The 26,565-nt window shown below is 58.0% G+C and carries 22 protein-coding genes; 12 read left to right on the forward strand and 10 right to left on the reverse strand.

From position 1 onward, the window contains the following. Positions 1–56: 56 nt before the first annotated feature. Positions 57–422, reverse strand: coding sequence for a DUF3592 domain-containing protein (locus CLM71_RS24070; protein WP_158684858.1), 366 nt, complete (start codon positions 420–422; stop codon positions 57–59). A gap of 762 nt (positions 423–1,184) precedes the next feature. Between CLM71_RS24070 and CLM71_RS23395 the strand changes: the two genes are divergently transcribed. Then, entirely contained in the window at positions 1,185–1,802 is a 618-nt protein-coding gene (locus tag CLM71_RS23395; protein ID WP_105233101.1) for a trimeric intracellular cation channel family protein, read from the forward strand. Here CLM71_RS23395 and ligB read toward each other — a convergent pair. Then, positions 1,777–3,501 (reverse strand): NAD-dependent DNA ligase LigB, encoded by a 1,725-nt coding sequence (gene ligB, locus CLM71_RS23400; RefSeq protein ID WP_105233102.1) that lies wholly within the window; start codon positions 3,499–3,501, stop codon positions 1,777–1,779. The genes CLM71_RS23395 and ligB overlap by 26 nt on opposite strands. Positions 3,502–3,783: 282 nt before the next feature. Here ligB and gmk point away from each other — a divergent pair, with 282 nt between their 5' ends. Genes gmk through recG form a run of 5 tightly spaced genes read left to right on the forward strand, consistent with a single transcriptional unit; the run spans position 3,784 to position 9,640 of the window. Then, a complete protein-coding gene (gmk, locus tag CLM71_RS23405) occupies positions 3,784–4,407 on the forward strand; it encodes a guanylate kinase (RefSeq protein ID WP_015962386.1) in 624 nt (207 codons plus the stop codon). Between the two features lie 54 nt (positions 4,408–4,461). Then, positions 4,462–4,737 (forward strand): DNA-directed RNA polymerase subunit omega, encoded by a 276-nt coding sequence (rpoZ, locus tag CLM71_RS23410; protein ID WP_015962387.1) that lies wholly within the window; start codon positions 4,462–4,464, stop codon positions 4,735–4,737. Positions 4,738–4,755: 18 nt separating this feature from the next. Then, positions 4,756–6,861: a bifunctional GTP diphosphokinase/guanosine-3',5'-bis pyrophosphate 3'-pyrophosphohydrolase gene (gene spoT, locus CLM71_RS23415; protein WP_015962388.1), complete on the forward strand. Its 2,106-nt coding sequence runs from the start codon at positions 4,756–4,758 to the stop codon at positions 6,859–6,861. 5 nt (positions 6,862–6,866) lie between these two features. Next, positions 6,867–7,562, forward strand: coding sequence for a tRNA (guanosine(18)-2'-O)-methyltransferase TrmH (gene trmH / locus CLM71_RS23420; protein ID WP_105233103.1), 696 nt, complete (start codon positions 6,867–6,869; stop codon positions 7,560–7,562). Further along, positions 7,559–9,640, forward strand: a complete 2,082-nt coding sequence (recG, locus tag CLM71_RS23425) for an ATP-dependent DNA helicase RecG (protein WP_105233560.1) — start codon at positions 7,559–7,561, stop codon at positions 9,638–9,640. Before trmH ends, recG begins: the two co-directional genes overlap by 4 nt. Before the next feature lie 43 nt (positions 9,641–9,683). Here the strand turns inward: recG and gltS are convergent, their stop codons facing one another. Then, entirely contained in the window at positions 9,684–10,895 is a 1,212-nt protein-coding gene (gltS, locus tag CLM71_RS23430; protein ID WP_105233104.1) for a sodium/glutamate symporter, read from the reverse strand. 241 nt (positions 10,896–11,136) lie between these two features. Between gltS and CLM71_RS23435 the strand changes: the two genes are divergently transcribed. After that, a complete protein-coding gene (locus CLM71_RS23435) occupies positions 11,137–12,531 on the forward strand; it encodes an NCS2 family protein (RefSeq protein ID WP_105233105.1) in 1,395 nt (464 codons plus the stop codon). A gap of 151 nt (positions 12,532–12,682) precedes the next feature. Further along, positions 12,683–14,344: an AsmA family protein gene (locus tag CLM71_RS23440; RefSeq protein WP_105233106.1), complete on the forward strand. Its 1,662-nt coding sequence runs from the start codon at positions 12,683–12,685 to the stop codon at positions 14,342–14,344. Between the two features lie 30 nt (positions 14,345–14,374). Here CLM71_RS23440 and fabY read toward each other — a convergent pair whose 3' ends face one another. The 5 genes from fabY to typA form a co-directional block, all read right to left on the reverse strand. Then, positions 14,375–15,322, reverse strand: coding sequence for a fatty acid biosynthesis protein FabY (fabY, locus tag CLM71_RS23445; protein ID WP_105233107.1), 948 nt, complete (start codon positions 15,320–15,322; stop codon positions 14,375–14,377). A 21-nt stretch (positions 15,323–15,343) separates the two neighbouring features. After that, positions 15,344–15,781: a D-aminoacyl-tRNA deacylase gene (gene dtd, locus CLM71_RS23450; protein WP_015962395.1), complete on the reverse strand. Its 438-nt coding sequence runs from the start codon at positions 15,779–15,781 to the stop codon at positions 15,344–15,346. Further along, complete coding sequence (locus CLM71_RS23455; RefSeq protein ID WP_105233108.1) at positions 15,778–16,662, reverse strand: virulence factor BrkB family protein; 885 nt, start codon at positions 16,660–16,662, stop codon at positions 15,778–15,780. Before CLM71_RS23455 ends, dtd begins: the two co-directional genes overlap by 4 nt. Before the next feature lie 46 nt (positions 16,663–16,708). Further along, positions 16,709–17,299 (reverse strand): glucose-1-phosphatase, encoded by a 591-nt coding sequence (gene yihX / locus CLM71_RS23460; protein ID WP_105233109.1) that lies wholly within the window; start codon positions 17,297–17,299, stop codon positions 16,709–16,711. A gap of 165 nt (positions 17,300–17,464) precedes the next feature. After that, on the reverse strand, positions 17,465–19,288 hold the full coding sequence (gene typA / locus CLM71_RS23465) for a ribosome-dependent GTPase TypA (RefSeq protein ID WP_105233110.1): 1,824 nt from the start codon (positions 19,286–19,288) through the stop codon (positions 17,465–17,467). 371 nt (positions 19,289–19,659) lie between these two features. Between typA and glnA the strand changes: the two genes are divergently transcribed. From glnA to CLM71_RS24075, 4 genes are all read left to right on the forward strand, one after another. Continuing rightward, entirely contained in the window at positions 19,660–21,069 is a 1,410-nt protein-coding gene (glnA, locus tag CLM71_RS23470) for a glutamate--ammonia ligase (RefSeq protein WP_105233111.1), read from the forward strand. 257 nt (positions 21,070–21,326) lie between these two features. Then, entirely contained in the window at positions 21,327–22,376 is a 1,050-nt protein-coding gene (glnL, locus tag CLM71_RS23475) for a nitrogen regulation protein NR(II) (protein ID WP_105233112.1), read from the forward strand. 8 nt (positions 22,377–22,384) lie between these two features. After that, on the forward strand, positions 22,385–23,797 hold the full coding sequence (glnG, locus tag CLM71_RS23480) for a nitrogen regulation protein NR(I) (protein WP_105233113.1): 1,413 nt from the start codon (positions 22,385–22,387) through the stop codon (positions 23,795–23,797). 111 nt (positions 23,798–23,908) lie between these two features. Then, positions 23,909–24,031, forward strand: coding sequence for a YshB family small membrane protein (locus CLM71_RS24075; protein WP_145961165.1), 123 nt, complete (start codon positions 23,909–23,911; stop codon positions 24,029–24,031). A 41-nt stretch (positions 24,032–24,072) separates the two neighbouring features. Here CLM71_RS24075 and hemN read toward each other — a convergent pair whose 3' ends face one another. Then, positions 24,073–25,446 (reverse strand): oxygen-independent coproporphyrinogen III oxidase, encoded by a 1,374-nt coding sequence (hemN, locus tag CLM71_RS23485; protein ID WP_105233114.1) that lies wholly within the window; start codon positions 25,444–25,446, stop codon positions 24,073–24,075. A gap of 235 nt (positions 25,447–25,681) precedes the next feature. After that, on the reverse strand, positions 25,682–26,227 hold the full coding sequence (gene yihI / locus CLM71_RS23495; RefSeq protein ID WP_105233116.1) for a Der GTPase-activating protein YihI: 546 nt from the start codon (positions 26,225–26,227) through the stop codon (positions 25,682–25,684). Positions 26,228–26,565: the final 338 nt, after the last annotated feature.

Genomic DNA, 26,565 nt, shown 5'->3' on the forward strand with positions numbered 1-26,565 from the left:
CATGGCTTTACCGATACATTCTAGTTGCGAGGATTACAATAAATTAACCATCAGGACTAACAGAAAGGGTTATCCGTGATATGGGTAACCTTTGAAGGGTCATTCCTAGCATAACGTAATGCGAGTTTTTCCCCAACCCGATACTTATCAATGCAAATATCTTTTATAGCTATTTCTTTTTTACCTTTAAATACCTGACCATTCTCCGCTGAGTAAGAAAAATCAATAATTACGTTAATAACACCAGATGTTCCACCTGAACGAGTATATGAACGTGTTATTTTGCCTAACACTTCAACTCCATCCCTCTCAATCTCTCTCTTTTCTTTTTTATTCTTCCAATCTTTTAAGGCAATAGAAATAAATGCATATAAAACAATGCTAATAACAGTAACAAATATTAAATCAGAGACAACTCTCACTCTCCCTCCAGAACATCAACACTCTATAGTATTTATTTTCATCATGCCACAGCCCCACATTAGAGCAAAACTGTTTCAAATAATAGACATGGACCACTAACCTTTTAACCTTAAAAATAAAAGTAATACACCCTATTACAGAAAAGTCTGAATTTGACGTCACAATGATCCAACCACGACGAGGCGACTCCCTGGTCTTAGTTGAATAATTTTCTATAGCATATTAAGCATTAAGGAAAAATCAGCCACAGCCTCTGCAATATTCTCCACCGGAACCGCCTAAGACTCCTCGCGGTATATCCGCTGCATCTTCTCAATCAACCGCAGCAACTCATCATCGGCGCCCGGCTTCCAGAGCGCAACCATCGGGTGCGTCAGGCAGCTCTGGCCCAGCTCGGTGTCAAGCCGGCTTACCGCCGGCTATTGCTGCGCCTGAAAATGCGTCGGTAAACGAGATACTCTGAGTGTGCGCAGCAAGGATGGGAGGGCAATATTCTGGCGCAGGCGAAGTAACGCCAGGCCCGCGCCACACGGCGCGGGCTAGTGCACAAATAGTTTCACCAAGAAATCAGCACGAAATAATTTATGCCTGAGTTTTAATAAAAAACGGCAACAATGCTGTAAGCAGAGAAGAAACCACACTTTGACATTAGTTATAGTAATCCGAATTGATATCGGTGAGAAAAACTCAGTGGCGGCATAATAGGTTGATCATTACCCTTCAGTTAAAAGTTCCGTTCTAGCCGCACAGCGGATTCCCCCATGTTACTGAGTATCCTTTATATCATTGGCATCACCGCAGAAGCCATGACCGGCGCGCTGGCTGCCGGCCGCCGTCAGATGGATATGTTCGGCGTGCTGATCATCGCCTCCGCCACGGCGATCGGCGGCGGCTCGGTGCGCGATGTTCTGCTTGGCCATTACCCTCTTGGCTGGGTTAAACACCCCGAGTACATCGTGATTGTCGCCATTGCCGCCATCGTCACCACCTGGCTCGCCCCGCTGATGCGCCATCTGCGCCGGCTGTTTCTGGTGCTGGATGCCGTCGGCCTGATCGTGTTCTCCATTATCGGCGCACAGGTGGCGCTGGATATGGGCCACAGCCCGATCATCGCCGCCATTGCCGCGGTGATCACCGGCGTGTTCGGCGGAGTATTGCGCGATATGTTCTGCAACCGCATCCCGCTGGTCTTCCAAAAAGAGATTTACGGCGGTATCGCTTTCGCTGCGGCCTGGCTCTATATCGGCCTGCAGTACCTCGACCTGCCGCATAACGTCGTGGTGCTGATTACGCTGTTTGCCGGCCTGAGTGCGCGCCTGCTTGCCCTGCGCTTCCGGCTTGGGCTGCCCGTTTTCAATTATCAGCACCCGGATCACTAACCGCATCGCCGGCAAACCCGGCGATATACTGCTGCCGCAGGATATTTGTCACGCGCAGTAGCGCCGGCTGTCGGAAGAATTCAACCAGCTGCGCCGCCCGTTTGTCCCCGATGCCGGCCTGCCGCTGCCATATGTGCGGCGGCAGCCTTTTGGCCTGTTGCCACCCCGTCACATCGGCAAGTTGATCGGACGACAGCGGCGCCCCCAGCGCCAGCAGCCAGCGGCTGAAAGGCTGCCGCCGCGCCAGCATAAATTGCTGATAGAGACGCCGTGCCTGCTTATCCCCCATCCCCGGCAGCGTCCGCAAACTCTCCGGCGTCAGCATCAGCCAGTCCGCCAGCTCTTTTACCTGCCCATGGTCGACCAACATCCGCCAACTGGCCTCACTGACGCCGTTCATCATCAGCCCCTGCGGGCCGCTCAGCCACACCAGCCGCGCGATAAACTGTTGCCGACAGCCTTCCTGCAGGGTAAAGCAACTGAACGCGTGGTAGCGCGCGGCATCCGGCGCCGTCAGCACCGGCCGTTCCACGCTGCGCCATGCCACTCGGGTAACCAGAGGAATTCCTTGCCCCTTCAGGCTGACGGCAACCTGATCGCCAGGCACGATGTCCCAATACCGCCAGCGGGCAAGCGAACCGATATTGACGCGCCGTATCCACTTGTCATCCAGCCGCAGAGGGTCCAGCGCCAGCACCACCGTAATTTTACCGGTACGCCCGATGCGGAACATCACCTGCTCCACGCGCGTCACCTGCTCTGCCGGCGGATATTTCCACGCTACCGCCCACAACGCCGGCTTATTACGCCAGTAGCGCCCGGACGGCGAACTTGCCTGATGCAGCACCACGCCATCGGTCACAAAGGGCAAGGGGCTGGCAAACCAGGCGTCACGCCAACGGATAACGTCTTCAACCGAGTTCACCGGCTGCGTATAGTCGCGCGCCAGCGTAAACCCCCACGCCGCCAGCTGCGCCAGCCGCTGCGACATCGCGGGCGGGCCGTCGGGCCAGGCCCAGATGAAAATGCCCAGCTGCGTAAGCCGCTCAGAGGGCTGATTACGCATCAATGTACCGGCAACGCTGGCGCGTGCGTTGACGCCGCCATGCAGCTGCTGACGATGACCGGTCATCAGCAAAAACAGCTCTCCCTGCAGCACCAGAAGGTCCGGCGCGTTCGCCAACGTTAACGGCACGCCGGGGATTGCCCTGACCTTTTCCAGCCAGTCTTCGCCCAGCCTGCCGTTGCCACGGCTGATCGCCTGCGCCAGTTTACCGTGCCGGTACACCAGCGTCACGGCGACGCCGTCAACCTTGGGCTGCAGCCACACGTCGCGGCGCTCCGCCAGCCATTGGGCAACCGCCCGGCGATCGGCCAGCTTACGCAGCCCGGTATGGGCGACCGGATGAGGCACCTTTCCCGCCGGTAACTGAGGCAGAGGAATTTCCCCCGTCCGGCCGGCGCAAACTCGCCAAAAGCGCTGTTTTTGCCGCAGGCTGTCGTAAAGTTCGTCGCTAATCAAACTTTTCCCGCGTTGATAATAGGCCGCGTCCCAGCGCGCCAGCTGCTCTTCCAAAGCATTCAGTTCATTGCGCAGGCGCTCCGCCGGCCAGTGCGGGCAGGTTTCTGCCTGTACCCCGACGGAGATGACCATCGCGAGAATAAAAAACACGGCGCCGTAAAAAAGGTGTCCTTTCATTCCTCCTCCCTGGTGCCATGCAGTAAATCTGCTTTTCAGCGCGGCGGCGACGCATAAAATCATCGGGCGCAAAACGCATCGCAAAATAAATTTTCGTTTGCGAAAAACCATCGAAATAACGCGATACGCAAGGCACTTTGTAATTTTCGCCGTGTTTTTCCGCCAAAGCCGCGGGCAAAATGCGCGCAAACGCTGCATCAGCGGCGTTAGCCGTGTATACTGTGCGGAGAAAATACACATCTGCTGTAATTGGCACATCAACCGCTATCAACGAACATCATCATGGCTCAAGGCACGCTTTATATTGTCTCTGCACCCAGCGGCGCAGGTAAATCAAGTCTGATTCAGGCTTTGTTAAAGACCCAACCGCTGTACGACACGCAGGTTTCGGTTTCACACACCACGCGCGACAGTCGCCCGGGTGAAAATCATGGCGAACACTATTTCTTTGTGTCGCACGACGAATTCCGCCGCATGATTGCGCAGGATGCCTTCCTTGAGCACGCCGAAGTGTTCGGCAACTACTACGGTACCTCGCGCGCGGCTATCGAGCAGGTGCTGGCGACCGGCGTGGATGTTTTCCTGGATATCGACTGGCAGGGCGCGCAGCAAATTCGCGCCAAGATGCCGCAGGCGCGCAGCATCTTTATCCTGCCGCCGTCGAAGGAAGAGCTGGGCCGCCGCCTGCGCGGTCGCGGGCAGGACTCCGATGAGGTGATCGCCAAGCGCATGGCGCAGGCGGTAGCGGAAATGACGCACTATGCGGAGTATGATTATTTAATCGTGAACGATGATTTCGATCTGGCGCTGTCCGATCTGAAAACCATTATTCGCGCCGAGCGCTTGCGTTTAGGTCGGCAAATGCTGCGACATGACGCTTTAATCAGCAAACTATTGGCAGACTGAAGACAGTTTCAGTATTATGCCCAGTCTTTTCGTCACCTGTGGAGTAGCACAAATATGGCACGCGTAACTGTTCAAGACGCTGTAGAGAAAATTGGTAACCGTTTTGACCTGGTGTTGGTCGCTGCTCGTCGGGCACGTCAAATCCAGGTCGGCGGCAAAGACGCGCTGGTTCCTGAAGAGAACGATAAGTACACCGTTATCGCTCTGCGCGAAATCGAAGAAGGCCTGATCAACAGCCAGATCCTCGATGTGCGTGAGCGCCAGGAGCAGCAAGAGCAGGAAGCCGCAGAAATTCAGGCGGTTACCGCGATTGCTGAAGGCCGTCGTTAATTAAATAGCGAGTCTGCCTTGTACCTGTTTGAAAGCCTTAACCAGCTGATTCAACGTTACCTGCCTGAGGAGCAAATTAAGCGCCTCAAACAGGCATACCTCGTCGCGCGTGATGCTCACGAGGGTCAGACACGCTCCAGCGGTGAGCCTTATATTACTCACCCGGTCGCCGTGGCCTGCATCCTGGCGGAGATGCGTCTCGATTACGAGACGCTGATGGCCGCCCTGCTGCATGATGTCATTGAAGACACCCCGGCAACCTATCAGGATATGGAACAGCTGTTCGGCAAAAGCGTCGCCGAACTGGTTGAAGGCGTATCCAAGCTCGACAAGCTCAAATTCCAGGATAAAAAAGAAGCGCAGGCGGAAAACTTCCGCAAGATGATCATGGCGATGGTGCAGGATATCCGCGTCGTGCTGATCAAGCTGGCCGACCGTACGCACAATATGCGCACCCTCGGTTCGCTGCGCCCGGACAAACGCCGGCGCATCGCGCGTGAAACCCTGGAAATCTACAGCCCGCTGGCGCACCGCCTGGGCATCCATCACCTGAAAACCGAGCTGGAAGAGCTGGGTTTTGAGGCGCTTTACCCTAACCGCTACCGCGTCATCAAGGAAGTGGTCAAGGCCGCGCGCGGCAACCGTAAGGAAATGATCCAAAAGATTCTTTCCGAGATCGAAGGACGGTTAACCGAAGCCGGCATCGCCTGCCGCGTCAGCGGACGGGAAAAACACCTCTACTCCATTTACTGCAAGATGCACCTGAAAGAACAGCGCTTCCATTCGATTATGGATATCTATGCGTTCCGGGTGATCGTCAAAGAAGTGGATACCTGCTACCGCGTGCTGGGCCAGGTGCATAGCCTGTACAAACCGCGCCCGGGGCGGGTTAAAGACTATATCGCCATTCCCAAGGCCAACGGCTACCAGTCGTTGCATACTTCGCTGATCGGGCCGCACGGCGTGCCGGTCGAAGTGCAGATCCGTACCGAAGATATGGATCAGATGGCGGAAATGGGGGTGGCGGCGCACTGGGCATACAAAGAACAGGGCGAGAGCGGCACTACCGCGCAAATCCGCGCCCAGCGCTGGATGCAAAGCCTGCTGGAGCTGCAGCAAAGCGCCGGCAGCTCCTTCGAATTTATTGAAAGCGTCAAATCCGATCTGTTCCCGGATGAGATTTACGTTTTCACCCCGGAAGGCCGCATCGTCGAACTGCCGGCCGGCGCCACGCCGGTCGACTTCGCTTACGCCGTGCATACCGATATCGGCCATGCCTGCGTCGGCGCCCGCGTCGACCGCCAGCCTTACCCGCTGTCGCAGGCGCTCACCAGCGGCCAGACGGTGGAAATCATCACCGCGCCGGGCGCACGGCCGAATGCCGCCTGGCTGAACTTTGTCGTCAGCTCAAAAGCGCGCGCCAAAATCCGCCAGATGCTGAAGAACCTTAAGCGCGACGACTCTGTCAACCTCGGCCGTCGTCTGCTGAACCATGCGCTGGGCGGCAGCCGCAAGCTGGCCGAAATCCCGCAGGAAAATATTCAGCACGAGCTGGAGCGCATGAAGCTGGCGACGCTGGACGATCTGCTAGCGGAAATCGGCCTCGGCAACGCCATGAGCGTGGTGGTGGCGAAAAACCTGCAGGGCGACCAATCCAGCCTCGGCGCCTCTTCCGGCGTGCGCAACCTGGCCATCAAAGGCGCCGACGGCGTATTGATCACCTTTGCCAAGTGCTGCCGGCCGATTCCGGGAGACCCGATTATCGCCCACGTCAGTCCGGGCAAAGGGCTGGTGATCCACCATGAATCCTGCCGCAACATCCGCGGTTACCAGAAAGAACCGGAAAAATTCATGGCGGTCGAGTGGGATAAGGAAACCGAGCAGGAATTCATCGCCGAAATCAAAGTGGATATGTTTAACCACCAGGGGGCGTTGGCCAACCTGACGGCGGCGATCAATGCAGCTGAGTCCAATATTCAAAGCCTGAATACCGAAGAGAAAGACGGCCGGGTCTACAGCGCCTTTATCCGCCTGACCACTCGCGATCGCATCCATCTGGCAAATATCATGCGTAAAATCCGTATCATGCCGGATGTAATCAAAGTTAACCGTAACCGAAACTAGCGCCTATGAGCCCCGAACGCTATGCGCGGATTTGTGAAATGCTCGCCACCCGTCAACCGGATCTGACGGTTTGTCTGGAACAGGTTCACAAACCGCATAACGTCTCCGCAATTATCCGCACCGCCGACGCCGTCGGCGTGCATCAGGTTCATGCCGTTTGGCCAACGACCCGCATGCGGACGCTGGTTTCTTCCGCCGCCGGCAGCAACAGCTGGGTCAACGTAAAAACGCACCCTACCATCGGCGATGCGGTCGGCCATATGAAGGGCCAGGGCATGCAAATTCTGGCGACGCACCTGTCTGACCGTGCAGTGGATTTTCGTGATATCGACTACACCCGCCCAACCTGTATTCTGCTCGGGCAGGAAAAAACCGGCATCACCGAAGAAGCGCTGCAGCTTGCCGACCAGGACATCATCATTCCGATGATCGGCATGGTGCAATCGCTCAACGTCTCCGTGGCTTCCGCCCTGATCCTGTACGAAGCGCAGCGACAGCGCCAAAATGCCGGCATGTACCGCCGCGATCGCAGCATGCTGGATGCTGAAGAGCAACAGCGCCTGCTGTTTGAGGGTGGCTACCCGGTACTGGCCAACGTCGCCAAGCGTAAAGGCCTGCCGCGCCCGCATATCGATGAAAACGGCGCAGTGATCGCCGAGGCCGAATGGTGGGCCGCCATGCAAGCAACGGTGCGCAGATGAAAGGCCGCCTGCTGGATGCGGTTCCGCTCACCACGTTGACCGGCGTTGGCGCCAGCCAGGCAGCCAAGCTTGCTAAAATCGGGTTGGAAACCATTCAGGATCTGCTGCTGCACCTGCCGCTGCGTTACGAAGACCGCACCCGCCTGTACCCCATCAATGACCTGCTGCCGGGCATTTTCGCCACGGTAGAAGGCGAAGTCCTGCGCAGCGATATCAGTTTTGGCCGCCGCCGTATGCTCACCTGCCAAATCAGCGACGGCACCGGCATCCTCACCATGCGCTTTTTCAATTTCAACGCGGCGATGAAAAACAGCCTGGCGACCGGGCGCCGCGTTACCGCCTACGGGGAAATCAAGCGCGGCAACCACGGTGCGGAAATCATTCATCCGGAATACCGCCTGCAGGGCGAACATGACGACGTCGAGCTGCAGGCCTCGCTGACGCCGGTCTACCCCACTACCGAAGGCGTCCGTCAGGCTACGCTGCGTAAGCTGACCGATCAGGCGCTGGAGCTGCTGGATACCTGCGCCATTACCGAACTGCTGCCGCCGGAACTGAGCGGCGGCCTGATGAGCCTGCCGCAGGCGCTGCATACGCTGCATCGTCCGCCGCCGGATATCCAGCTGGCCGATCTGGAATTGGGCAAACATCCGGCGCAGAAACGGCTGATTATGGAAGAGCTGCTGGCACACAACCTCAGCATGCTGGCGGTACGCGCCGGCGCGCAGAGTTATCACGCCCAGCCGCTTCTGCCGGACGACAGATTGAAAAAAGCGTTTCTGGCCCAGCTGCCGTTTGCCCCGACCGGTGCGCAACAGCGCGTGGTGGCGGATATCGAAGCGGATATGCAAAAAGATTTCCCGATGATGCGTCTGGTTCAGGGCGACGTCGGCTCCGGGAAAACGCTGGTGGCGGCGCTGGCCGCGCTGCGCGCCATTGCCCACGGTAAGCAGGTGGCGCTGATGGCGCCGACCGAGCTGCTGGCGGAACAGCATGCCAATAACTTCCGCCAATGGTTTGCGCCGTTGGGCATTGAAGTCGGCTGGCTGGCCGGGAAGCAGAAAGGCAAAGCGCGCATCGCGCAGCAGGAAGCGATCGCCAGCGGTCAGGTTTCGATGGTGGTCGGCACCCATGCCATTTTTCAGGAGCAGGTTCAGTTCAACGGGCTGGCGCTGGTTATCATTGATGAACAGCACCGCTTTGGCGTCCACCAGCGTCTGGCGCTGTGGGAAAAAGGTGAAGAGCAGGGTTTCCATGCCCACCAGTTGATCATGACCGCCACGCCAATCCCACGCACGCTGGCGATGACCGCCTATGCCGATCTGGACACCTCGGTCATCGACGAACTGCCGCCGGGCCGCACGCCGGTCACCACGGTGGCGATCCCGGATACCCGCCGGGCGGATATTATTGAACGCGTCAGAAACGCCTGCCAGCAGGAAGGCCGTCAGGCTTACTGGGTCTGCACGCTGATTGAAGAGTCCGAACTGCTGGAAGCGCAGGCGGCGGAAGCCACCTGGGAAGAGCTGAAAACGGCGCTGCCGGAGCTGAAGGTGGCGCTGGTGCACGGCCGGATGAAGGCGCAGGAAAAACAGGCGGTGATGCAGGCCTTCAAGCAGGGGGAGCTGCAGCTGCTGGTTGCCACCACGGTGATCGAAGTCGGCGTCGATGTGCCGAACGCCAGCCTGATGATTATCGAAAACCCGGAGCGGCTGGGCCTGGCGCAGCTGCACCAGCTGCGTGGCCGCGTAGGCCGCGGCGCGGTCGCCTCACACTGTGTACTGCTGTACAAAACCCCGCTGAGTAAAACCGCGCAGAAGCGCCTGCAGGTGCTGCGCGACAGCAACGATGGCTTCGTGATCGCCCAGCGCGATCTGGAAATTCGCGGCCCCGGCGAGCTACTCGGCACCCGGCAGACCGGCAATGCCGAATTCAAAGTCGCCGATCTGCTGCGCGACCAGTCGATGATCCCGGAAGTACAGCGGGTCGCGCGCCATATCCACCAGCAATACCCCGAACACGCTCAGGCGCTGATTGAGCGCTGGCTGCCGGAAAAGGCACGCTATTCCAACGCATAAAAAAGGGCGCCGAGAAGGCGCCCTTTTGCTGTCCAGTGGTTACTCAGCCAACCGCCGGGAAGACCGGCAGCAGCAGGTACAGCTTGATAATGATGGCGTTGGCGATATCGATAAAGAACGCCCCCACCATCGGCACTACCAGGAACGCCAGGTGCGATGGGCCGAAACGATCGGTAATCGCCTGCATATTGGCAATCGCGGTCGGCGTAGCGCCCATCCCGAAGCCGCAGTGCCCGGCAGCCAGCACTGCCGCATCATAGTTTTTGCCCATCACCCGGTAGGTGACAAAAATCGCGTACAGCGCCATCACCAGCGTCTGCACCGCCAGGATCGCCAGCATCGGCAGCGCCAGTGACGCCAGCTCCCACAGGCGCAGGCTCATCAGCGCCATCGCCAAGAACAGCGACAGACTGACGTTACCCAGCACCGATACCGCACGCTCAAACACGGTATAAAAGCCGGTGAATGCCAGCGTATTGCTGAGGATCACCCCGACAAACAGCACGCAGACGAAGTTCGGCAGTTCAAATACCGTGCCGCTCAGCAGGCCGGCGATAAGCTGGCCCAGGCTGAGGCAGATGGCGATCATCGCAATGGTTTCAATCATCACCAGCGAGGTAATCAGACGACCGCTCTCCGGTTTTTCAAAGCCGCTCGGCTGGACGCTGTCATCCGGCGAACCTTCCGGCGAGGAAGAGTGCTTCACCAGATAGCGCGCCACCGGGCCGCCAATCAGGCCGCCCAGCACCAGGCCGAAGGTGGCGCAGGCCATCGCCACTTCGGTGGCGTTTTCAAAGCCGTAACGCTCAATAAACAGCTTACTCCAGGCGGCGCCGGTGCCGTGGCCGCCCGACAGGGTGATAGAACCGGCGATCAGGCCCATCAGCGGGTCCATCCCCAGCATCTTCGCCATACCGATGCCGATGGCGTTCTGCACCACCAACAGTCCCAGCACCACAAACAGGAAGATAACCAGTGCCTTACCACCGGCGCGCAACCGCGCCAGGTTGGCATTAAGGCCGATGGTGGCAAAGAAGGCCAGCATCAGCGGATCTTTCAGCGACATGTCGAAGCTGATTTCCCAGTTAACGGTCTTTTTTAAAATCAACAATAACAGCGCAACCAGCAAACCACCGGCGACGGGGGCAGGAATGGTGTATTTTTTCAGCAGAGGAATGCTTCTAACGCACTTGCCCCCAAGGAGCAAAACCAGAGTTGCGGCAACCAAAGTGCCATAAGTATCAAGATGAAACATCCAGGTACTCCATGTGAGGGGATAAATCCAATTATATTAATAAGTTATATAAAACCACTTAGTTTTTTAAACTCGATGAATGCTGGATTAGAAGGAAAAAGTGCTAAGAAGACAAGAAAAAATGCATGAAAATGCGACATAAATAAAAATAAGCGGGGAAGAAAAGTTAGGCGCAACCGTTTGCTTTTAGTGTCCAGACGATTAAAATGCCTGCTTTGCCGTTTCGGAAAAGTGCCACACCATGACCATGCAATCCGCCGAGCTTGAATCCGCGCAAAACGCCTCCGCCTCCCCGCCCAAAAGCGAACTGATCTACCGCCTGGAAGACCGCCCGCCGCTGCCGCAAACGCTGTTTGCCGCCGGCCAGCATCTGCTGGCGATGTTCGTGGCCGTGATTACGCCGGCGCTGCTGATTTGCCAGGCGCTGGGGCTGCCGGCGCAGGATACTCAGCACATTATCAGCATGTCGCTGTTCGCCTCCGGTCTGGCCTCTATTTTACAAATCAAAACCTGGGGTCCGGTCGGCTCCGGCCTGCTGTCGATTCAGGGCACCAGCTTTAACTTCGTATCACCGCTGATTATGGGCGGCATGGCGCTGAAAAACGGCGGCGCAGACGTGCCGACCATGATGGCGGCTCTGTTCGGCACCCTGATGGTCGCCTCCTGCACCGAGATTCTGCTGTCGCGCGTCCTGCACCTGGCACGCCGCATTATTACGCCGCTGGTATCAGGCATTGTGGTGATGATTATCGGCCTGTCGCTGATTCAGGTCGGCCTGACCTCCATCGGCGGTGGCTACGCGGCAATGAACGACCACACCTTCGGCGCGCCAAAAAACCTGCTGCTGGCCGGCGCGGTGCTGGCGGTGATTATTTTGCTCAACCGTCAGCGTAATCCCTATCTGCGCGTTGCCTCGCTGGTAATCGCCATGGCGGTCGGCTATCTGCTGGCCTGGGCGCTCGATATGCTGCCCGCCAGCCAGCCCGTCAGCAACAGCGCGTCGATCACCATCCCTACCCCGCTGTATTACGGGCTGGGCTTTGACTGGAACCTGCTGCTGCCGCTGATGCTGATCTTTATGGTCACCTCGCTGGAAACCATCGGCGATATCACTGCCACCTCTGACGTATCCGAACAGCCGGTGCGCGGCCCGCTGTATATGAAACGCCTGAAGGGCGGCGTGCTGGCCAACGGTTTGAACTCCATGCTGTCGGCGGTCTTCAATACCTTCCCGAACTCCTGCTTCGGCCAGAACAACGGGGTGATCCAACTGACCGGCGTCGCCAGCCGCTACGTCGGCTTTGTGGTGGCGCTGATGCTGATCGCGCTGGGTCTGTTCCCGGCGGTCGCCGGCTTTGTGCAGCATATTCCTGAGCCGGTACTGGGCGGCGCCACCATTGTGATGTTCGGCACCATCGCCGCGTCCGGCGTACGTATCGTTTCACGCGAGAAGCTTAATCGCCGCGCCATCATGATTATGGCGCTGTCGCTGGCGGTCGGTATGGGCGTTTCTCAGCAGCCGCTGATTCTGCAGTTCGCGCCGGACTGGCTGAAAACCCTGCTCTCCTCCGGTATCGCCGCCGGCGGGATTACCGCCATCGTACTGAATCTGGTGTTTCCGCAGGAGAAGGAATAATTCCACTGCGGGGGCGTGTGACCCGGCTTTATCGTTGAAAACGGCCGCCTGCGGCCGTTTTTTTATTGTCAGTCAGACCATTACCCTTGAGATAGCCGGCCAATTGCGGCATAAACGGGGTATCTTTTTTGACCGCTAGGGTGTGCAGGCGATGAAATTTATCGGGAAACTGTTGCTATGGCTGCTGGTGGCAGCGGCAATCGTCATCGTATTACTGTATCTGGTCGGGCAGACCCGCTGGGCCGCCGGTCAGATCGGCAACTGGGTGAGTGGGCACAGCGACTACCGCCTCTCTCTCGGTAAAATCAGCCACTCCTGGGATGAACCGGCGCAGATCGGCCTGGAAGACGTCGCGCTGACGCGCACCAACCAGCCGCGGGCGTTAACGGCCAAGCGCGTCGTTCTGGGCCTCAGCCTGCGTCAGCTCACCAACCCGCGTTACTTCCACAGCGTGACGCTGCACGACGGTACGCTCAATGTGCAACCTGGCTCAGCGGCGTTACCGATCCAGGCCGACGTGCTGCAGCTGAGCAATATGGCATTGCACGCCGGCGACGCCGACTGGCAGCTTAATGCGCAGCGGGTTAACGCCGGGATTACGCCATGGCGGCCTCAGTCCGGGCACCTGCTGGGCGACAACAACCGCTTCCAGTTCAGCGCCGGCTCGCTGACCCTGAACGGCATCCCCGCCTCTCAGGCGCTGGTGCAAGGGCAAATAAAAGATCATCAGCTGCTGCTGGAGGATTTCGGCGCCGATCTGGCCCAGGGCGACCTGACCGGTAAAGCGACGCGTGCCGCCGACGGCAGCTGGCTGGTAGACCGTCTGCGCCTGAACAAGGTACGGCTGCAAACGCCGCTGTCGCTGGAACAATTCTGGCAGCGCTTTACCACTCTGCCGCCGATCACACTGCAACGCTTTGACCTGATCGATGCACGGCTGGAGGGCAAGGGGTGGGCGTTTAACGATCTTGACCTGTCCCTGCAAGACGTCACGCTTCAGCAGGGAGACTGGCGCAGCGAGAACGGCGCATTGCATGCCAACGCCAGCGATATTATCAATGGCCGCTTCCATCTGGTGGATCCGATTATCAGTACGCGGCTGTCGCCGGCCGGTATCGCCATTGAGCAATTCACCTCGCGCTGGGAAGGCGGTTTGCTGCGCGCCAACGGCAGTTGGCTGCGCGCCACCAAACGTTTGCAGCTGGACGACGTCACCGTCGCGGCGTTGGAGTATACGCTGCCGCAAAACTGGCGTGAGCTGTGGCTCAAACCGCTGCCGGCATGGCTGTCGCAGGTATACGTCAATAAGCTGACCACCAACCGTAACCTGATTATCGATATCAATCCGGCGTTCCCGTTCCAGCTGACATCGCTGAACGGTTACGGCAGCAATCTGCTGCTGGCGCACGATGGTCAGTGGGGAATCTGGTCCGGTTCGCTAAACCTGAGCGCCAGCGAAGCAACGTTCAATAAAATCGACGTCCGCCGGCCTTCGCTGGCGCTGACGGCGGACCAGCGGCAAATCGCCGTTACCGAGCTGAGCGCCTTTATGCCTAATGGCCTGCTGGATGCCAAGGCAACCGTCACGCAACTGCCGGGCAAGCCGTTTTCGCTGTCTTTATCCGGTCGTTCGGTGCCGCTCAATACCCTGCAGCAATGGGGCTGGCAGCCGGTGCCGCTGGAGGGCGACGGCAACCTGCAGCTGCAGGTTCAGGGGCTGTTAAACAGCGACGGGCCGTTCCGGGATTCCGTACGGGGTAATCTGCAGGCCACGGCGAAGGACGGGCAAACGGTCAATCAGCAACAGCCGTAAAGCAATAAGGGCGCATAGCGCCCTTATTGCTTATTCGGGAATGGCCTCGCAGCCGCCCTGATCCAGCGGGACTTCCGGCTCGGCCGGCAGCACCATGTAGATGCCCTCAAATACCGCCCCTTTATCATCATCGCCAAACAGCACCACTTCCGCCTGCACGCGGGCACGGCGGCCGCGCGCCAGTCGGTCAAGGTCGCCGCTCAGCGAGCTGAGATCGGCCACCGCGCGCGGGCGACCGGTGATAGGTTTACTGTAACGGATATGCGCATCCGCCAGAATGATGGTGCCGCCCAGATGGCGCTCGCGCAGCAGCAGCCAGATCAGCCCCCAGGCGGTCAGCGTCGCCAGCGAGAACAGGCTGCCGGCAAACAGCGTGTGGTGCGGATTCTGATTGCCGACCTCCGGCATGGTGGTGACAAAACGCTGGCCGGTATACTGGCTGATGCGCACCCCCATCTTTTCACTGAGCGGAATATGATCGTACCAGGCCTGCTGCAGCTGCCCGCACCAGTCGGGACGGTGCAGAATATCGTCCAGCGTCGCCACCGGCTTAATCATCAGGAAGTGGCGGATCGGCGAGGTTTGCGGCGCGCTGATCTCCCCCTGGCTTTCAAACCCCAGTTTGGCGAAGAACGCCACCGCGTCCTCACGCGCGCTGCACACCACGCGCTTCACGCCTTCCTGACGCGCCACCGACTCCAGCGTCATCGCCACCAGCGTACCCAGCCCTTTGTCCTGCACGCCGGGATCGACCGCTAAAAAACGAATCGCCGCTTCGTTATCCGCATTGATATACAGCCGGCCAACGGCGACGATTTTGCCATTCTCATCCACCACCATTTGGTGGTGCGCCATGGCGTCATAGGCATCCTTTTCCGAACCCACCGGCTGGTGCAATGGCTTGCGCAGCATTTCCCAGCGAAACTGGTAATAATCCTTCAGTTCTTGTTCTGTAACGGGTACTCGTAGGTGATACATAGACGCCTTCTCTCCAAATTTTTAAACCTGTAGCCAGAACGTCACCGGACCGTCGTTCACCAGCGCGACCTGCATATCCGCCGCGAACTCGCCGGTCTGTGTTTCCACGCCGCGTTCGCGGCATTGGCCAACAAAATACTGATATAGCCGATCGGCCTGCGCAGGCTCTGCGCCGCGCGAGAAACCGGGCCGCATGCCCTTTTGCGTGTCCGCGGCCAGCGTAAACTGGGAAACCACCAGCACGCTGCCGCCGGCCTGTTGAACGTTAAGGTTCATCTTGCCGTTATCATCACCAAAAATGCGGTAGCCCAGTACGCGTTCACACAAACGCTCGGCTTTCTGTTCGTTATCATCTTGCTCTACACCCAATAACACTAACAAACCTGGGCCAATTTTGCCTACCGTCTCGCCGTTTACCGTGACGCTGGCGTTTAATACTCGCTGAATCAATGCAATCATGACGGTTTATCCTGCTGTTGCTGCTCAATTTTTTGCTGTTTGTACGCGCGGTACTCCGCGAACGTGGCGGCGATCTCCGCGCCGAGCAATACGATACACCAGCTCCAGTAGACCCACAGAAATAAAATCGGGATCACCGCCAGCACGCCATATATCAGCTGATAAGAAGGAAACATGGTGACGTACAGCGCAAAGCCCTTCTTACCCAGTTCGAACAGCAGCCCGGCGACCAACGCGCCGACCAGCGCATCCTTCGGCGGTACCCGGACCGTCGGCACCACGCTGTACAGCAGCCAGAAAGAGACCCACGACAGCAGCAGCGGGAAAATACGCAGCAGCTGATCCACCAGGCTGTTCACGCCGGTTTGCGCCAGCCAGTTCAGCGACAGCAGGTAGGAGCTGATCGCCATACTGGCCCCGACCAGCAGCGGCCCCAGCGTCAGCACCATCCAGTACACTGCAAACGAGTAGACGATCGGCCGCTTGTTTTTACTGCGCCAGATGGTGTTGAGCACGCTGTCGACGGAGGAGATCAGCAGCAGCGCGGTAACGATCAGGCCGCAGGTGCCGACGGCGGTCATTTTGTTGGAATTGGCGACGAACTGCTCAAGGTAGCGCTGGATAACATTGCCGGCCGCCGGCACAAAATTGGAAAAAATAAAGCTCTTCAGCTGCTCGCTGATATCAGAAAACATCGGGAAGGCGGCAAACAGCGCGAACACCACGGTGATCAGCGGCACCAGCGACAACAGAGATACATACGCCAGATGGCCCGCCAACATGGTCAGGCCATCGCTGTCGATGCGCTTGAGCAGCAGCCGGCCGTAGGTGACGCCCGGTTTTACGGATGACGGCAGCTTCTTGCTACGGAAAAACGACATACTCACTCCTTGTCAGTTCGTATGTCTTAAGCTTAACCCGCCTGGCTTAACCGGCAAAATAGGCCGGCACCGTATCGCGATCGGTCACCCATACCGCCGTAATGCCCATGGCCCGCGCAGCCGCTATGTTGTCGGGATGATCGTCAAAGAATACCGCCTGTTCCGCCGGCGTGTTTTCCTCATCCAGCACCCGCTGATAAATGGCCGGCTCCGGTTTACGCAGGCCGAGATCCTGCGACAGGTAGAGATGGTCCGCCGCCGCCGCCACTTCCGGGTAATGCTGCGGCCAGTAATTACAGTGCAGGCGGTTGGTGTTCGACAGCACCACCACCCGGTGGCCCTCATTGCGCAGGCGCTGCATGATGGCGATCACCTCCGGGCGCAGCGCGACAAATACCGCCTGCCAGCCGGCGGCGAACTGCTCAAAGCTCAGCGCGATGCCCATTTCGTCGCACAGGCGGGCGGCAAACTCTTCATCGGTCACTTCCCCCCGCTCGTGGCGCTGAAACACCTCGCCCATGCTAAAACGTTCCGCCAGCGCCGCCAGAGGCGTGCCGCTCAGATTGCTCCATACGCCCAGCACACGTTTGAAATCGATATCGACGATCACGTTACCTAAATCAAAGATATACAGCATAGTCCTCTCCTGACGACCGGTGAGGTTTCACTGTAGCGGGAAAAGCAGAGACTGAACAGATAAGGCGGAGAAAAGCGCATAGCGCGCCGCAGAAAGGGGGGAAAGCAGAAGAAAAAACTCAGGGCGCCCGGCAGGCGCCCCAAGCAGTGCGTTCTAAATCAGCAATTACGCTTCTTTAGGACCGCGGCTTGCACGTTTGCGATCGTTTTCCGTCAGGTGACGTTTACGAATACGCACAGACGTCGGCGTGACTTCAACCAGTTCGTCATCATCGATAAATTCCAGAGCCTGCTCCAGAGTCATCTTGATAGCCGGAACCAGCGTGGTCGCTTCGTCAGTACCGGAAGCACGCATGTTGGTCAGTTTCTTACCGGTCAGGCAGTTCACGGTCAGGTCGTTGGAACGTGAGTGAATACCGATGATCTGGCCTTCATACACTTCCGCACCGTGGCCCAGGAACAGCTTGCCGCGATCTTGCAGACCATACAGGGCGAACGCTACCGCTTTACCCTGGCCGTTGGAGATCAGCACGCCGTTCTGACGCTGGCCGACTTCGCCCGGACGCAGATCGTCGTAGTGGCTGAAGGTGGAGTACAGCAGGCCGGTACCGGAGGTCATGGTCATGAACTCGTTACGGAAGCCGATCAGGCCGCGGCTCGGGATCACATAGTCAAGACGCACACGGCCTTTACCATCCGGATCCATGTTTTTCATGTCGCCCTTACGCTCACCCATCGCCTGCATCACGGAACCCTGATGCTGCTCTTCGATATCCAGCGTGACGTTCTCGAACGGCTCTTGTTTACGGCCATCGATTTCACGGAAGATAACTTTCGGACGGGAAACGGCCAGCTCGAAGCCTTCACGACGCATGTTTTCGATCAGCACCGACAGGTGCAGTTCGCCACGGCCGGACACGCGGAACGCGTCGGCATCGTCGGTTTCTTCTACGCGCAGCGCCACGTTGTGCACCAATTCCTTGTTCAGACGCTCAAGGATCTGGCGAGACGTCACGAACTTGCCTTCTTTACCGCAGAATGGCGAGGTGTTGACGTTGAAGAACATGCTGACGGTCGGCTCATCAACGGACAGCGCAGGCAGCGCTTCCACGTTGGCCGGATCGCAGATGGTGTCGGAGATGTTCAGCTCGCCCAGACCGGTGATGGCGATGATGTCGCCCGCTTCCGCCAGGTCGCTGTCGATACGCTCCAGACCCAGGTGGCCCAGCACTTTGCCCACTTTACCGTTGCGCGTCTTGCCTTCGCTGTCGATAACAGTGACCTGCTGGTTCGGCTTCACTTTACCGCGCTTGATGCGGCCGATGCCGATAACGCCCAGGTAGTTGTTGTAGTCCAGCTGGGAGATCTGCATCTGCAGCGGGCCATCCAGATCAACTGCCGGCGCAGACACGTGGTCGACGATCGCCTGATACAGCGGCGTCATGTCGTCAGCCATATCGGTATGATCGGTGCCGGCGATGCCGTTCAGCGCAGATGCATAGATGATTGGGAAATCCAGTTGCTCATCGGTGGCATCCAGGTTTACGAACAGGTCGAACACCTGATCGACAACCCAGTCAGGACGCGCGCCCGGACGGTCAACCTTGTTAATGACCACGATCGGCTTCAGACCATTTGCAAACGCTTTCTTGGTCACGAAACGGGTTTGCGGCATCGGGCCATCCATTGCATCCACAACCAGCAGCACCGAGTCGACCATTGACATTACACGCTCTACCTCGCCGCCGAAGTCGGCGTGTCCCGGGGTATCCACGATGTTGATGCGGTAGTCATTCCAATTAATGGCGGTGTTTTTTGCGAGGATGGTAATCCCACGCTCTTTCTCCAAATCGTTGGAGTCCATTACGCGCTCGGCGGCTTCCGCACGCTCTCCGAAAGTACCGGATTGTTGCAGCAGCTTGTCGACCAGGGTGGTTTTACCATGGTCAACGTGGGCAATAATGGCGATATTACGCAAATTTTCGATCACAGCTTTGCCTCAGGCATTAGAAATAGCGCGCTATTGTACACGTATTAAGCGAGGGACTAAACAAGATCACAGCCATCTCTGATAAACAATGCTAATCAGGTTAGTTTGTGATCCCTTTCACGGTGCAACGCGTCATCTTTGGACGCATTTTGCACCATTATAGTGCCCTGCGTGGGGTTGTTTGCACACTTATGGTGCAATGCATTCCTATTGGTGCATACTCGGAATGGGTAAAAGCCGCCCAGAATGGCGCAAGGTTGCCATTTTTAAACTTGGCACGCTTTTCGCTTTAGTCTACACAAGGTGAAAAAAAGCCAGTAGTAAAGATTCGTTCCACGACGACGACAACGATAAATCCGGGAGAGTTAAGTATGTCCGCTGAACACGTTTTGACGATGCTGAATGAGCATGAAGTGAAATTCGTAGACCTGCGTTTCACTGACACCAAGGGTAAAGAACAACACGTCACCATTCCTGCACACCAGGTAAACGCTGATTTCTTCGAAGAAGGCAAAATGTTTGACGGTTCGTCGATCGGCGGTTGGAAAGGCATTAACGAATCTGACATGGTGCTGATGCCGGATGCCAGCAGCGCGGTACTGGATCCGTTCTACGAAGAACCCACGCTGATCATTCGCTGCGACATTCTCGAGCCGGGCACCATGCAAGGCTACGACCGCGACCCGCGCTCCATCTCCAAACGTGCGGAAGACTTCCTGCGCTCTTCCGGCATTGCCGACACCGTGCTGTTCGGGCCGGAACCTGAATTCTTCCTGTTCGACGACATCCGCTTCGGCAGCAGCATCAGCGGCTCCCACGTGGCTATCGACGATATCGAAGCCGCCTGGAACTCCGGCACCAAATACGAAGGCGGCAACAAGGGTCACCGTCCAGCGGTCAAAGGGGGTTATTTCCCGGTGCCGCCGGTCGACTCTTCCCAGGACCTGCGTTCAACCATGTGTCTGACCATGGAAGAAATGGGCCTGGTGGTTGAAGCTCACCACCACGAAGTAGCAACCGCCGGTCAGAACGAAGTGGCAACCCGCTTCAACACCATGACCAAGAAAGCCGATGAAATCCAGATCTACAAATACGTGGTTCACAACGTAGCGCACGCATTTGGCAAAACCGCGACCTTTATGCCAAAACCGATGTTCGGCGATAACGGTTCCGGCATGCACTGCCACATGTCACTGTCCAAGAACGGCACCAACCTGTTCGCCGGCGACAAATACGGCGGCCTGTCTGAAACCGCACTGTTCTACATCGGCGGCGTCATCAAGCACGCTAAAGCCATCAACGCCCTGGCCAACCCGACCACCAACTCTTACAAGCGTCTGGTTCCGGGTTACGAAGCGCCGGTGATGCTGGCTTACTCTGCGCGTAACCGCTCCGCCTCCATCCGTATTCCTGTGGTTTCCAGCCCGAAAGCGCGCCGTATTGAAGCCCGCTTCCCGGATCCGGCGGCCAACCCGTACCTGTGCTTCGCTGCACTGCTGATGGCCGGCCTGGACGGCATCATCAACAAGATCCACCCGGGCGACGCCATGGATAAAAACCTGTACGACCTGCCGCCGGAAGAAGAAGCCGAGATTCCAAAAGTGGCCGGTTCTCTGGACGAAGCGCTGGCCGCGCTGGATGAAGACCGCGAGTTCCTGACCCGCGGCGGCGTCTTCACCGACGACGCGATCGACGCCTACATCGCGCTGCGCAAAGAAGAGCTGGACCGCGTGCGCATGACGCCGCACCCGGTTGAATTCGAACTGTACTACAGCGTTTAAGTTTGACCTGCGCCGCCGCGTGCGGCGCCACCTATTTTAGTTGTCGTTTTTTTGTTGCCGTGGAAACTTTCAGCCCATCTTCGGATGGGTTTTTTTCTCCACACTCTTTTTCTGCAAATCCACGCCATTTAGCAATCATCACAGATGGAGTAGGATGGATGCACCAAAACAGTGCAAAGCGTCTGCGCTTAGTCTGCCGGCTGACCGGGTAAGCAAGCTCAGCCCGTGCGCCGCACCCTGGAAGATGAAGGGCATATATGACAACTGAACCACTGCCCGATGCGGGGCAGATCCTCAATTCTCTGATCAACAGCGTACTGCTGCTGGACGATCGGCTGGCGGTGCATTACGCCAACCCTGCTGCGCAACAGCTGTTGGCGCAAAGTTCCCGTAAACTGTTCGGCACGCCGCTGCCCGATTTACTCGGCTATTTTTCGCTGAACGTCGATCTGATGCGCGAAAGCCTGAATACCGGCCAGGGGTTTACCGATAACGAAGTGACGCTGGTGGTCGACGGCCGCGCGCATATTCTGTCGCTGACCGCTCAGGCGCTGCCGGAAGGCTATATCCTGCTGGAGCTGGCGCCGATGGACAATCAGCGCCGTCTGAGCCAGGAACAGCTGCAGCATGCCCAACAGGTCGCCGCACGCGATCTGGTGCGCGGGCTGGCGCACGAGATTAAAAACCCGCTCGGCGGACTGCGCGGCGCGGCGCAGCTGCTGGCCAAAGCGCTGCCCGACCCGGCCCTGACCGAATATACCAAAGTGATCATTGAGCAAGCCGACCGCCTGCGCAATCTGGTCGATCGCCTGCTGGGGCCGCAGCGGCCCGGTCAGCACATCACGCAAAGCATCCACCAGGTAGCGGAGCGGGTATGCCAGCTGGTATCGCTGGAAAAACCGGAAAACGTCACGCTGGTGCGCGATTACGACCCCAGCCTGCCTGAACTGGCGCACGACCCGGAACAAATTGAACAGGTGCTGCTGAATATTACCCGCAACGCGCTGCAGGCGCTGGGGGAGACCGGCGGCACCATCCGCCTGCGCACCCGCACCGCGTTTCAAATCACCCTGCACGGCACGCGCTACCGGCTGGCGGCGCGCATTGATATTGAAGACGACGGCCCCGGCGTGCCGGCGCAGCTGCAGGATACGCTGTTCTACCCGATGGTCAGCGGCCGCGAAGGCGGCACCGGCCTGGGATTATCCATCGCCCGCAGTCTGATCGATCAGCATTGCGGCAAAATTGAATTTAACAGTTGGCCTGGACATACCGAATTTTCGGTTTACCTGCCTATTCGTCAGTGAGGTTTGCTATGCAACGAGGGATTGTCTGGATCGTCGATGATGACAGCTCCATCCGCTGGGTGCTTGAGCGCGCCTTAACCGGCGTCGGCATGCGTTGCGCAACGTTCGACAGCGGTAACGCCGTACTGGAAGCGTTGGCCACACAAACTCCCGACGTTTTACTGTCCGATATCCGCATGCCGGGCATGGACGGATTAGCGCTGCTCAAACAGATCAAACAGCGTCACCCGATGCTGCCGGTGATCATTATGACCGCCCACTCAGATTTGGACGCTGCGGTCAGCGCCTATCAGCAAGGGGCGTTCGACTATCTGCCGAAGCCGTTCGACATTGATGAGGCCGTCGCGCTGGTGGAGCGCGCCATCAGCCACTATCAGGAGCAGCAGCAGCCGGCGCGCAGCCAGCCCGCCAGCAGCCCGACCGCCGATATTATCGGCGAGGCACCGGCGATGCAGGACGTATTCCGCATTATCGGCCGCCTGTCGCGTTCATCCATCAGCGTGTTGATCAACGGCGAATCCGGCACCGGTAAAGAGCTGGTGGCGCATGCGCTGCATCGCCACAGCCCGCGCGCCAAATCGCCGTTCATCGCCCTGAATATGGCGGCGATCCCCAAAGACCTGATCGAATCCGAACTGTTCGGCCATGAAAAAGGCGCGTTTACCGGCGCCAATCAAATCCGTCAGGGGCGTTTTGAACAGGCCGACGGCGGCACGCTGTTCCTGGATGAAATTGGCGATATGCCTCTGGACGTGCAAACCCGTTTACTGCGCGTGTTGGCGGATGGCCAATTCTATCGGGTCGGCGGCTATGCGCCGGTGAAAGTGGACGTGCGCATTATTGCCGCCACGCACCAAAACCTGGAACAGCGGGTACAGGAAGGCAAATTCCGCGAGGATTTGTTCCACCGCCTGAACGTGATTCGCGTTCACCTGCCGCCGCTGCGTGAGCGTCGTGAAGACATCCCGCGGCTGGCGCGCTATTTCCTGCAGGTGGCCGCCAAGGAACTGGGGGTTGAGGCGAAAAACCTGCACCCGGAAACCGAAACCGCGCTGACGCGCCTGCCGTGGCCCGGCAACGTCCGCCAGCTGGAAAATACCTGCCGCTGGCTGACGGTGATGGCCGCCGGTCAGGAAGTACTGATTCAGGATCTGCCTGCCGAGCTGTTTGAAGCCTCGCCGCCGGAGAGCGGCGCACCGGCAGGCGCCGGCAACTGGGCGTCGTTGCTGGCGCAGTGGGCCGAAAGCGCGCTGCGCTCCGGTCATCAAAACCTGCTCTCGGAAGCGCAGCCGGAAATGGAACGCACGCTGCTGACCACGGCGCTGCGCCACACGCAGGGCCATAAACAGGAGGCCGCGCGCCTGCTGGGCTGGGGCAGGAATACCCTGACGCGCAAGCTGAAAGAACTGGGGATGGAATAAACGCCGCGCCCAATGTTGAAAACATCGTTGGGCGCACAAAAAAACAGCAATTTTAGACTTTACAGTCAACGCACTCACAGTATGATCGGGGCGAAAAAACCGGAGGTCGCCATGCTGGATTCTCTTATCGCTTTTATTTCACAAGGTGCGGACGTCAGCGCCGCTGCGGGCCATACGCCGCAGGCCGCCGTTGCCGCCGTGCTGTGCGCCGCCCTGATTAACTTCTTCAGTTAAGGCCACGGCCGCAAACAATGCGGTCGTGGCGGGCAACGCCGTCAGATCACCCGGGAGAACTGCTGCGCGCGCGCCTGTTTGCGCAAATAGATATCAAAACACATGCAGATATTGCGTATCAGCAAGCGTCCCTGCGGCGTCACGCGTATACCCTGCTCATCCCGCTCCACCAGCCCGTCGTGTTCGAATGGCGCCAGCAGCTGCAGATCCTCAGCAAAATAATCAACGAAGTTAATACCGTACTGCTGCTCAACCGGCCGGTAGTTCAGCTGGAAGTTGCAGATCAGCGTTTTGATCACCTCGCGACGCAGGCAGTCGTCTTCGCTCATCGTCAGCCCGCGCCACAGCGCATTTCCCTGCTGTTCGACGCTGTGATAGTACGCTTTCAGCGCCTTCTGGTTCTGCGCGTAGCTGTCCCCAAGCATGCTGATGGCCGACACGCCCAGCCCCAGCAGGTCGCTGTCGCCCTGGGTGGTGTAGCCCTGAAAATTACGGTGCAGCTTCCCTTCGCGCTGCGCCACCGCCAGCTCATCGTCCGGACGGGCGAAATGATCCATGCCGATAAACTGATAGCCGGCGTCGGTCAGCGAGGCGATGGTCTGCTGCAGGATATCCAGCTTTTGCTGCGCGCTGGGCAGATCGGCCTCTTTGATCTTGCGCTGGGCGGCAAACAGGCTCGGCAAATGGGCGTAGTTAAACACGCTGAGCCGGTCCGGGTTCAGTTCGGCAACCCGCTCAAGGGTGAAGGCAAAGCTCTCCGGCGTCTGCTTCGGCAGGCCGTAAATCAGGTCGATATTGGTGGAGTGAAAGCCCAACGCTTTGGCGCGCTCAATCAACGCAAAAATGAACGCCTCATCCTGTTCACGGTTGACCAGCCGCTGCACTTCTTTGTTGAAGTCCTGCACCCCCATGCTCAGGCGGTTAAAACCTTCAGCGCGCAGGTGATCGAGCACGTCCAGCTCGATTTCACGCGGATCGACTTCGATCGACATTTCAGCCTGCGGCAGGAAATCAAAATGCTGGCGCAGCATAGCCACCAGCCGACTAATCTGCGTTTTACTCAGGTAGGTCGGCGTACCGCCGCCCCAATGCATCTGGCTGACCTGACGCCCGGCAAACAGCGGCGCCCGGGCGGCGATTTCCTGCGCCAACACCGCCAGATAGTCATCCGCCTTATGCGTCTGACGCGTCACCTGCTTGTTGCAGCCGCAGAAGTAGCACAGCTTGTGGCAAAACGGGATATGGACATATAACGACAGCGGCCGCTCGGGATAGCGCCCGGCGGCACGTTGGAATGCTGCCTCATCGTAGCTTTGGTTGAACTCCAAAGCGGTTGGGTATGAGGTATAACGCGGGCCTGAATAGTTATATTTTTGGATCAGGGCCAAATCCCAGACGATAGCCTGTTCTGACATTGCTCACTCCTTCCGATCGCCCCAAGGTGTAGCAGGCGACGGACGCCACGGCTCAGAACCCCTTGGGTTTACGTTTTCTGCCGGGCCGGGAAATGGGCAATTGTCGTTGCTGTCTGGCCACGGAAGCGCTGCGAAGGCGCGCTTTGCGCCTCGACAGCCGCCATAGTTTACCGAATAACCACAGCAGATAACATGTTAACAGTAGGGCTATTAGCAGAATTGGCCACATAACCGGTTAGCGCGCGTTTTTCGGACCGCCGCTTTTCAGCAGTTTCAGGATATCTTCCTGCTTTTCCTCTTCTTCATCGATGTCATCGTCATCGTCGCCCAGCTCGATGCCCAGCTGCGCCATCAGCGCATCGATGCGGTCCAGCGTTTGATCGACATAAGCCTGCTCTTCGCCGGTCAGCTTGTCGCCATCGTCGATGCGATCCAACAGCGCATCCAGACGCTCATCATTTTCCAGCTTCGCCAGCTCTTCTTCCGGCGACAGACGCGGCTTCACTTCGGCCTTGGGCTTAGTCTGCGGTTTGACGTTGGCTTGCGCTTCCACCAGCAACGGCACCGGCGTTTTGCTGCCGATGCGCGGATCTTTCACATCCCCGGCTCCTGATTTCTTTTGCTTGGCATTTTCAACCTGGGTGCGTGAACCGGAAGCATGGCCACGGCGCTTTTTCAGGCGCTTACGCTCGCGAGCTTCCATATCAAGCTCAACACGACTTTTCTTTTTCGCTTTTGACGTCGCCGCTTTGCCGCGGGGCGCTTTTGATGACTGGTTCATAGCATATGCTCTTAGGTGTATGTAGATTCAGTATAGAATTGCGGCGGAATCTAGCAGAAAGCAGACAAATAAAAAAGGCGACAGGTTAAACCTGTCGCCTATTTCATACCTTCATACGAAGGATATTCCTGCTACGCACTCCATGCGCACACTCAACATCCCGGTTTTTCCTTCTGCTATCAGCGCATTCCCTGCAATTTAGCCTTTCATCCTGGAAAGAAAAATCATCCCTGTACGCAATCCTTTCGTATCCGCTCATCCTGAGCGCGCGTCCCGCGAGCATCCGACTGCTAATACTTCACCATCCTTGTGTCGTTCACTAATCCTAAGCGAACAAG

The sequence above is a fragment of the Serratia sp. MYb239 genome (assembly GCF_002966855.1).
GTDB classification, from domain to species: Bacteria; Pseudomonadota; Gammaproteobacteria; order Enterobacterales; family Enterobacteriaceae; genus Serratia_B; species Serratia_B rhizosphaerae.

Excerpts from the sequence above, each read along its gene's own strand:
- CLM71_RS23395 (WP_105233101.1), top strand. The coding sequence starts at position 1,185 with ATGTTACTGAGTATCCTTTATATCATTGGCATCACCGCAGAAGCCATG.
- ligB (WP_105233102.1), bottom strand. The coding sequence starts at position 3,501 with ATGAAAGGACACCTTTTTTACGGCGCCGTGTTTTTTATTCTCGCGATG.
- gmk (WP_015962386.1), top strand. The coding sequence starts at position 3,784 with ATGGCTCAAGGCACGCTTTATATTGTCTCTGCACCCAGCGGCGCAGGT.
- rpoZ (WP_015962387.1), top strand. The coding sequence starts at position 4,462 with ATGGCACGCGTAACTGTTCAAGACGCTGTAGAGAAAATTGGTAACCGT.
- trmH (WP_105233103.1), top strand. The coding sequence starts at position 6,867 with ATGAGCCCCGAACGCTATGCGCGGATTTGTGAAATGCTCGCCACCCGT.
- recG (WP_105233560.1), top strand. The coding sequence starts at position 7,559 with ATGAAAGGCCGCCTGCTGGATGCGGTTCCGCTCACCACGTTGACCGGC.
- gltS (WP_105233104.1), bottom strand. The coding sequence starts at position 10,895 with ATGTTTCATCTTGATACTTATGGCACTTTGGTTGCCGCAACTCTGGTT.
- CLM71_RS23435 (WP_105233105.1), top strand. The coding sequence starts at position 11,137 with ATGACCATGCAATCCGCCGAGCTTGAATCCGCGCAAAACGCCTCCGCC.
- CLM71_RS23440 (WP_105233106.1), top strand. The coding sequence starts at position 12,683 with ATGAAATTTATCGGGAAACTGTTGCTATGGCTGCTGGTGGCAGCGGCA.
- fabY (WP_105233107.1), bottom strand. The coding sequence starts at position 15,322 with ATGTATCACCTACGAGTACCCGTTACAGAACAAGAACTGAAGGATTAT.
- dtd (WP_015962395.1), bottom strand. The coding sequence starts at position 15,781 with ATGATTGCATTGATTCAGCGAGTATTAAACGCCAGCGTCACGGTAAAC.
- CLM71_RS23455 (WP_105233108.1), bottom strand. The coding sequence starts at position 16,662 with ATGTCGTTTTTCCGTAGCAAGAAGCTGCCGTCATCCGTAAAACCGGGC.
- yihX (WP_105233109.1), bottom strand. The coding sequence starts at position 17,299 with ATGCTGTATATCTTTGATTTAGGTAACGTGATCGTCGATATCGATTTC.
- glnA (WP_105233111.1), top strand. The coding sequence starts at position 19,660 with ATGTCCGCTGAACACGTTTTGACGATGCTGAATGAGCATGAAGTGAAA.
- glnL (WP_105233112.1), top strand. The coding sequence starts at position 21,327 with ATGACAACTGAACCACTGCCCGATGCGGGGCAGATCCTCAATTCTCTG.
- glnG (WP_105233113.1), top strand. The coding sequence starts at position 22,385 with ATGCAACGAGGGATTGTCTGGATCGTCGATGATGACAGCTCCATCCGC.
- CLM71_RS24075 (WP_145961165.1), top strand. The coding sequence starts at position 23,909 with ATGCTGGATTCTCTTATCGCTTTTATTTCACAAGGTGCGGACGTCAGC.
- hemN (WP_105233114.1), bottom strand. The coding sequence starts at position 25,446 with ATGTCAGAACAGGCTATCGTCTGGGATTTGGCCCTGATCCAAAAATAT.
- yihI (WP_105233116.1), bottom strand. The coding sequence starts at position 26,227 with ATGAACCAGTCATCAAAAGCGCCCCGCGGCAAAGCGGCGACGTCAAAA.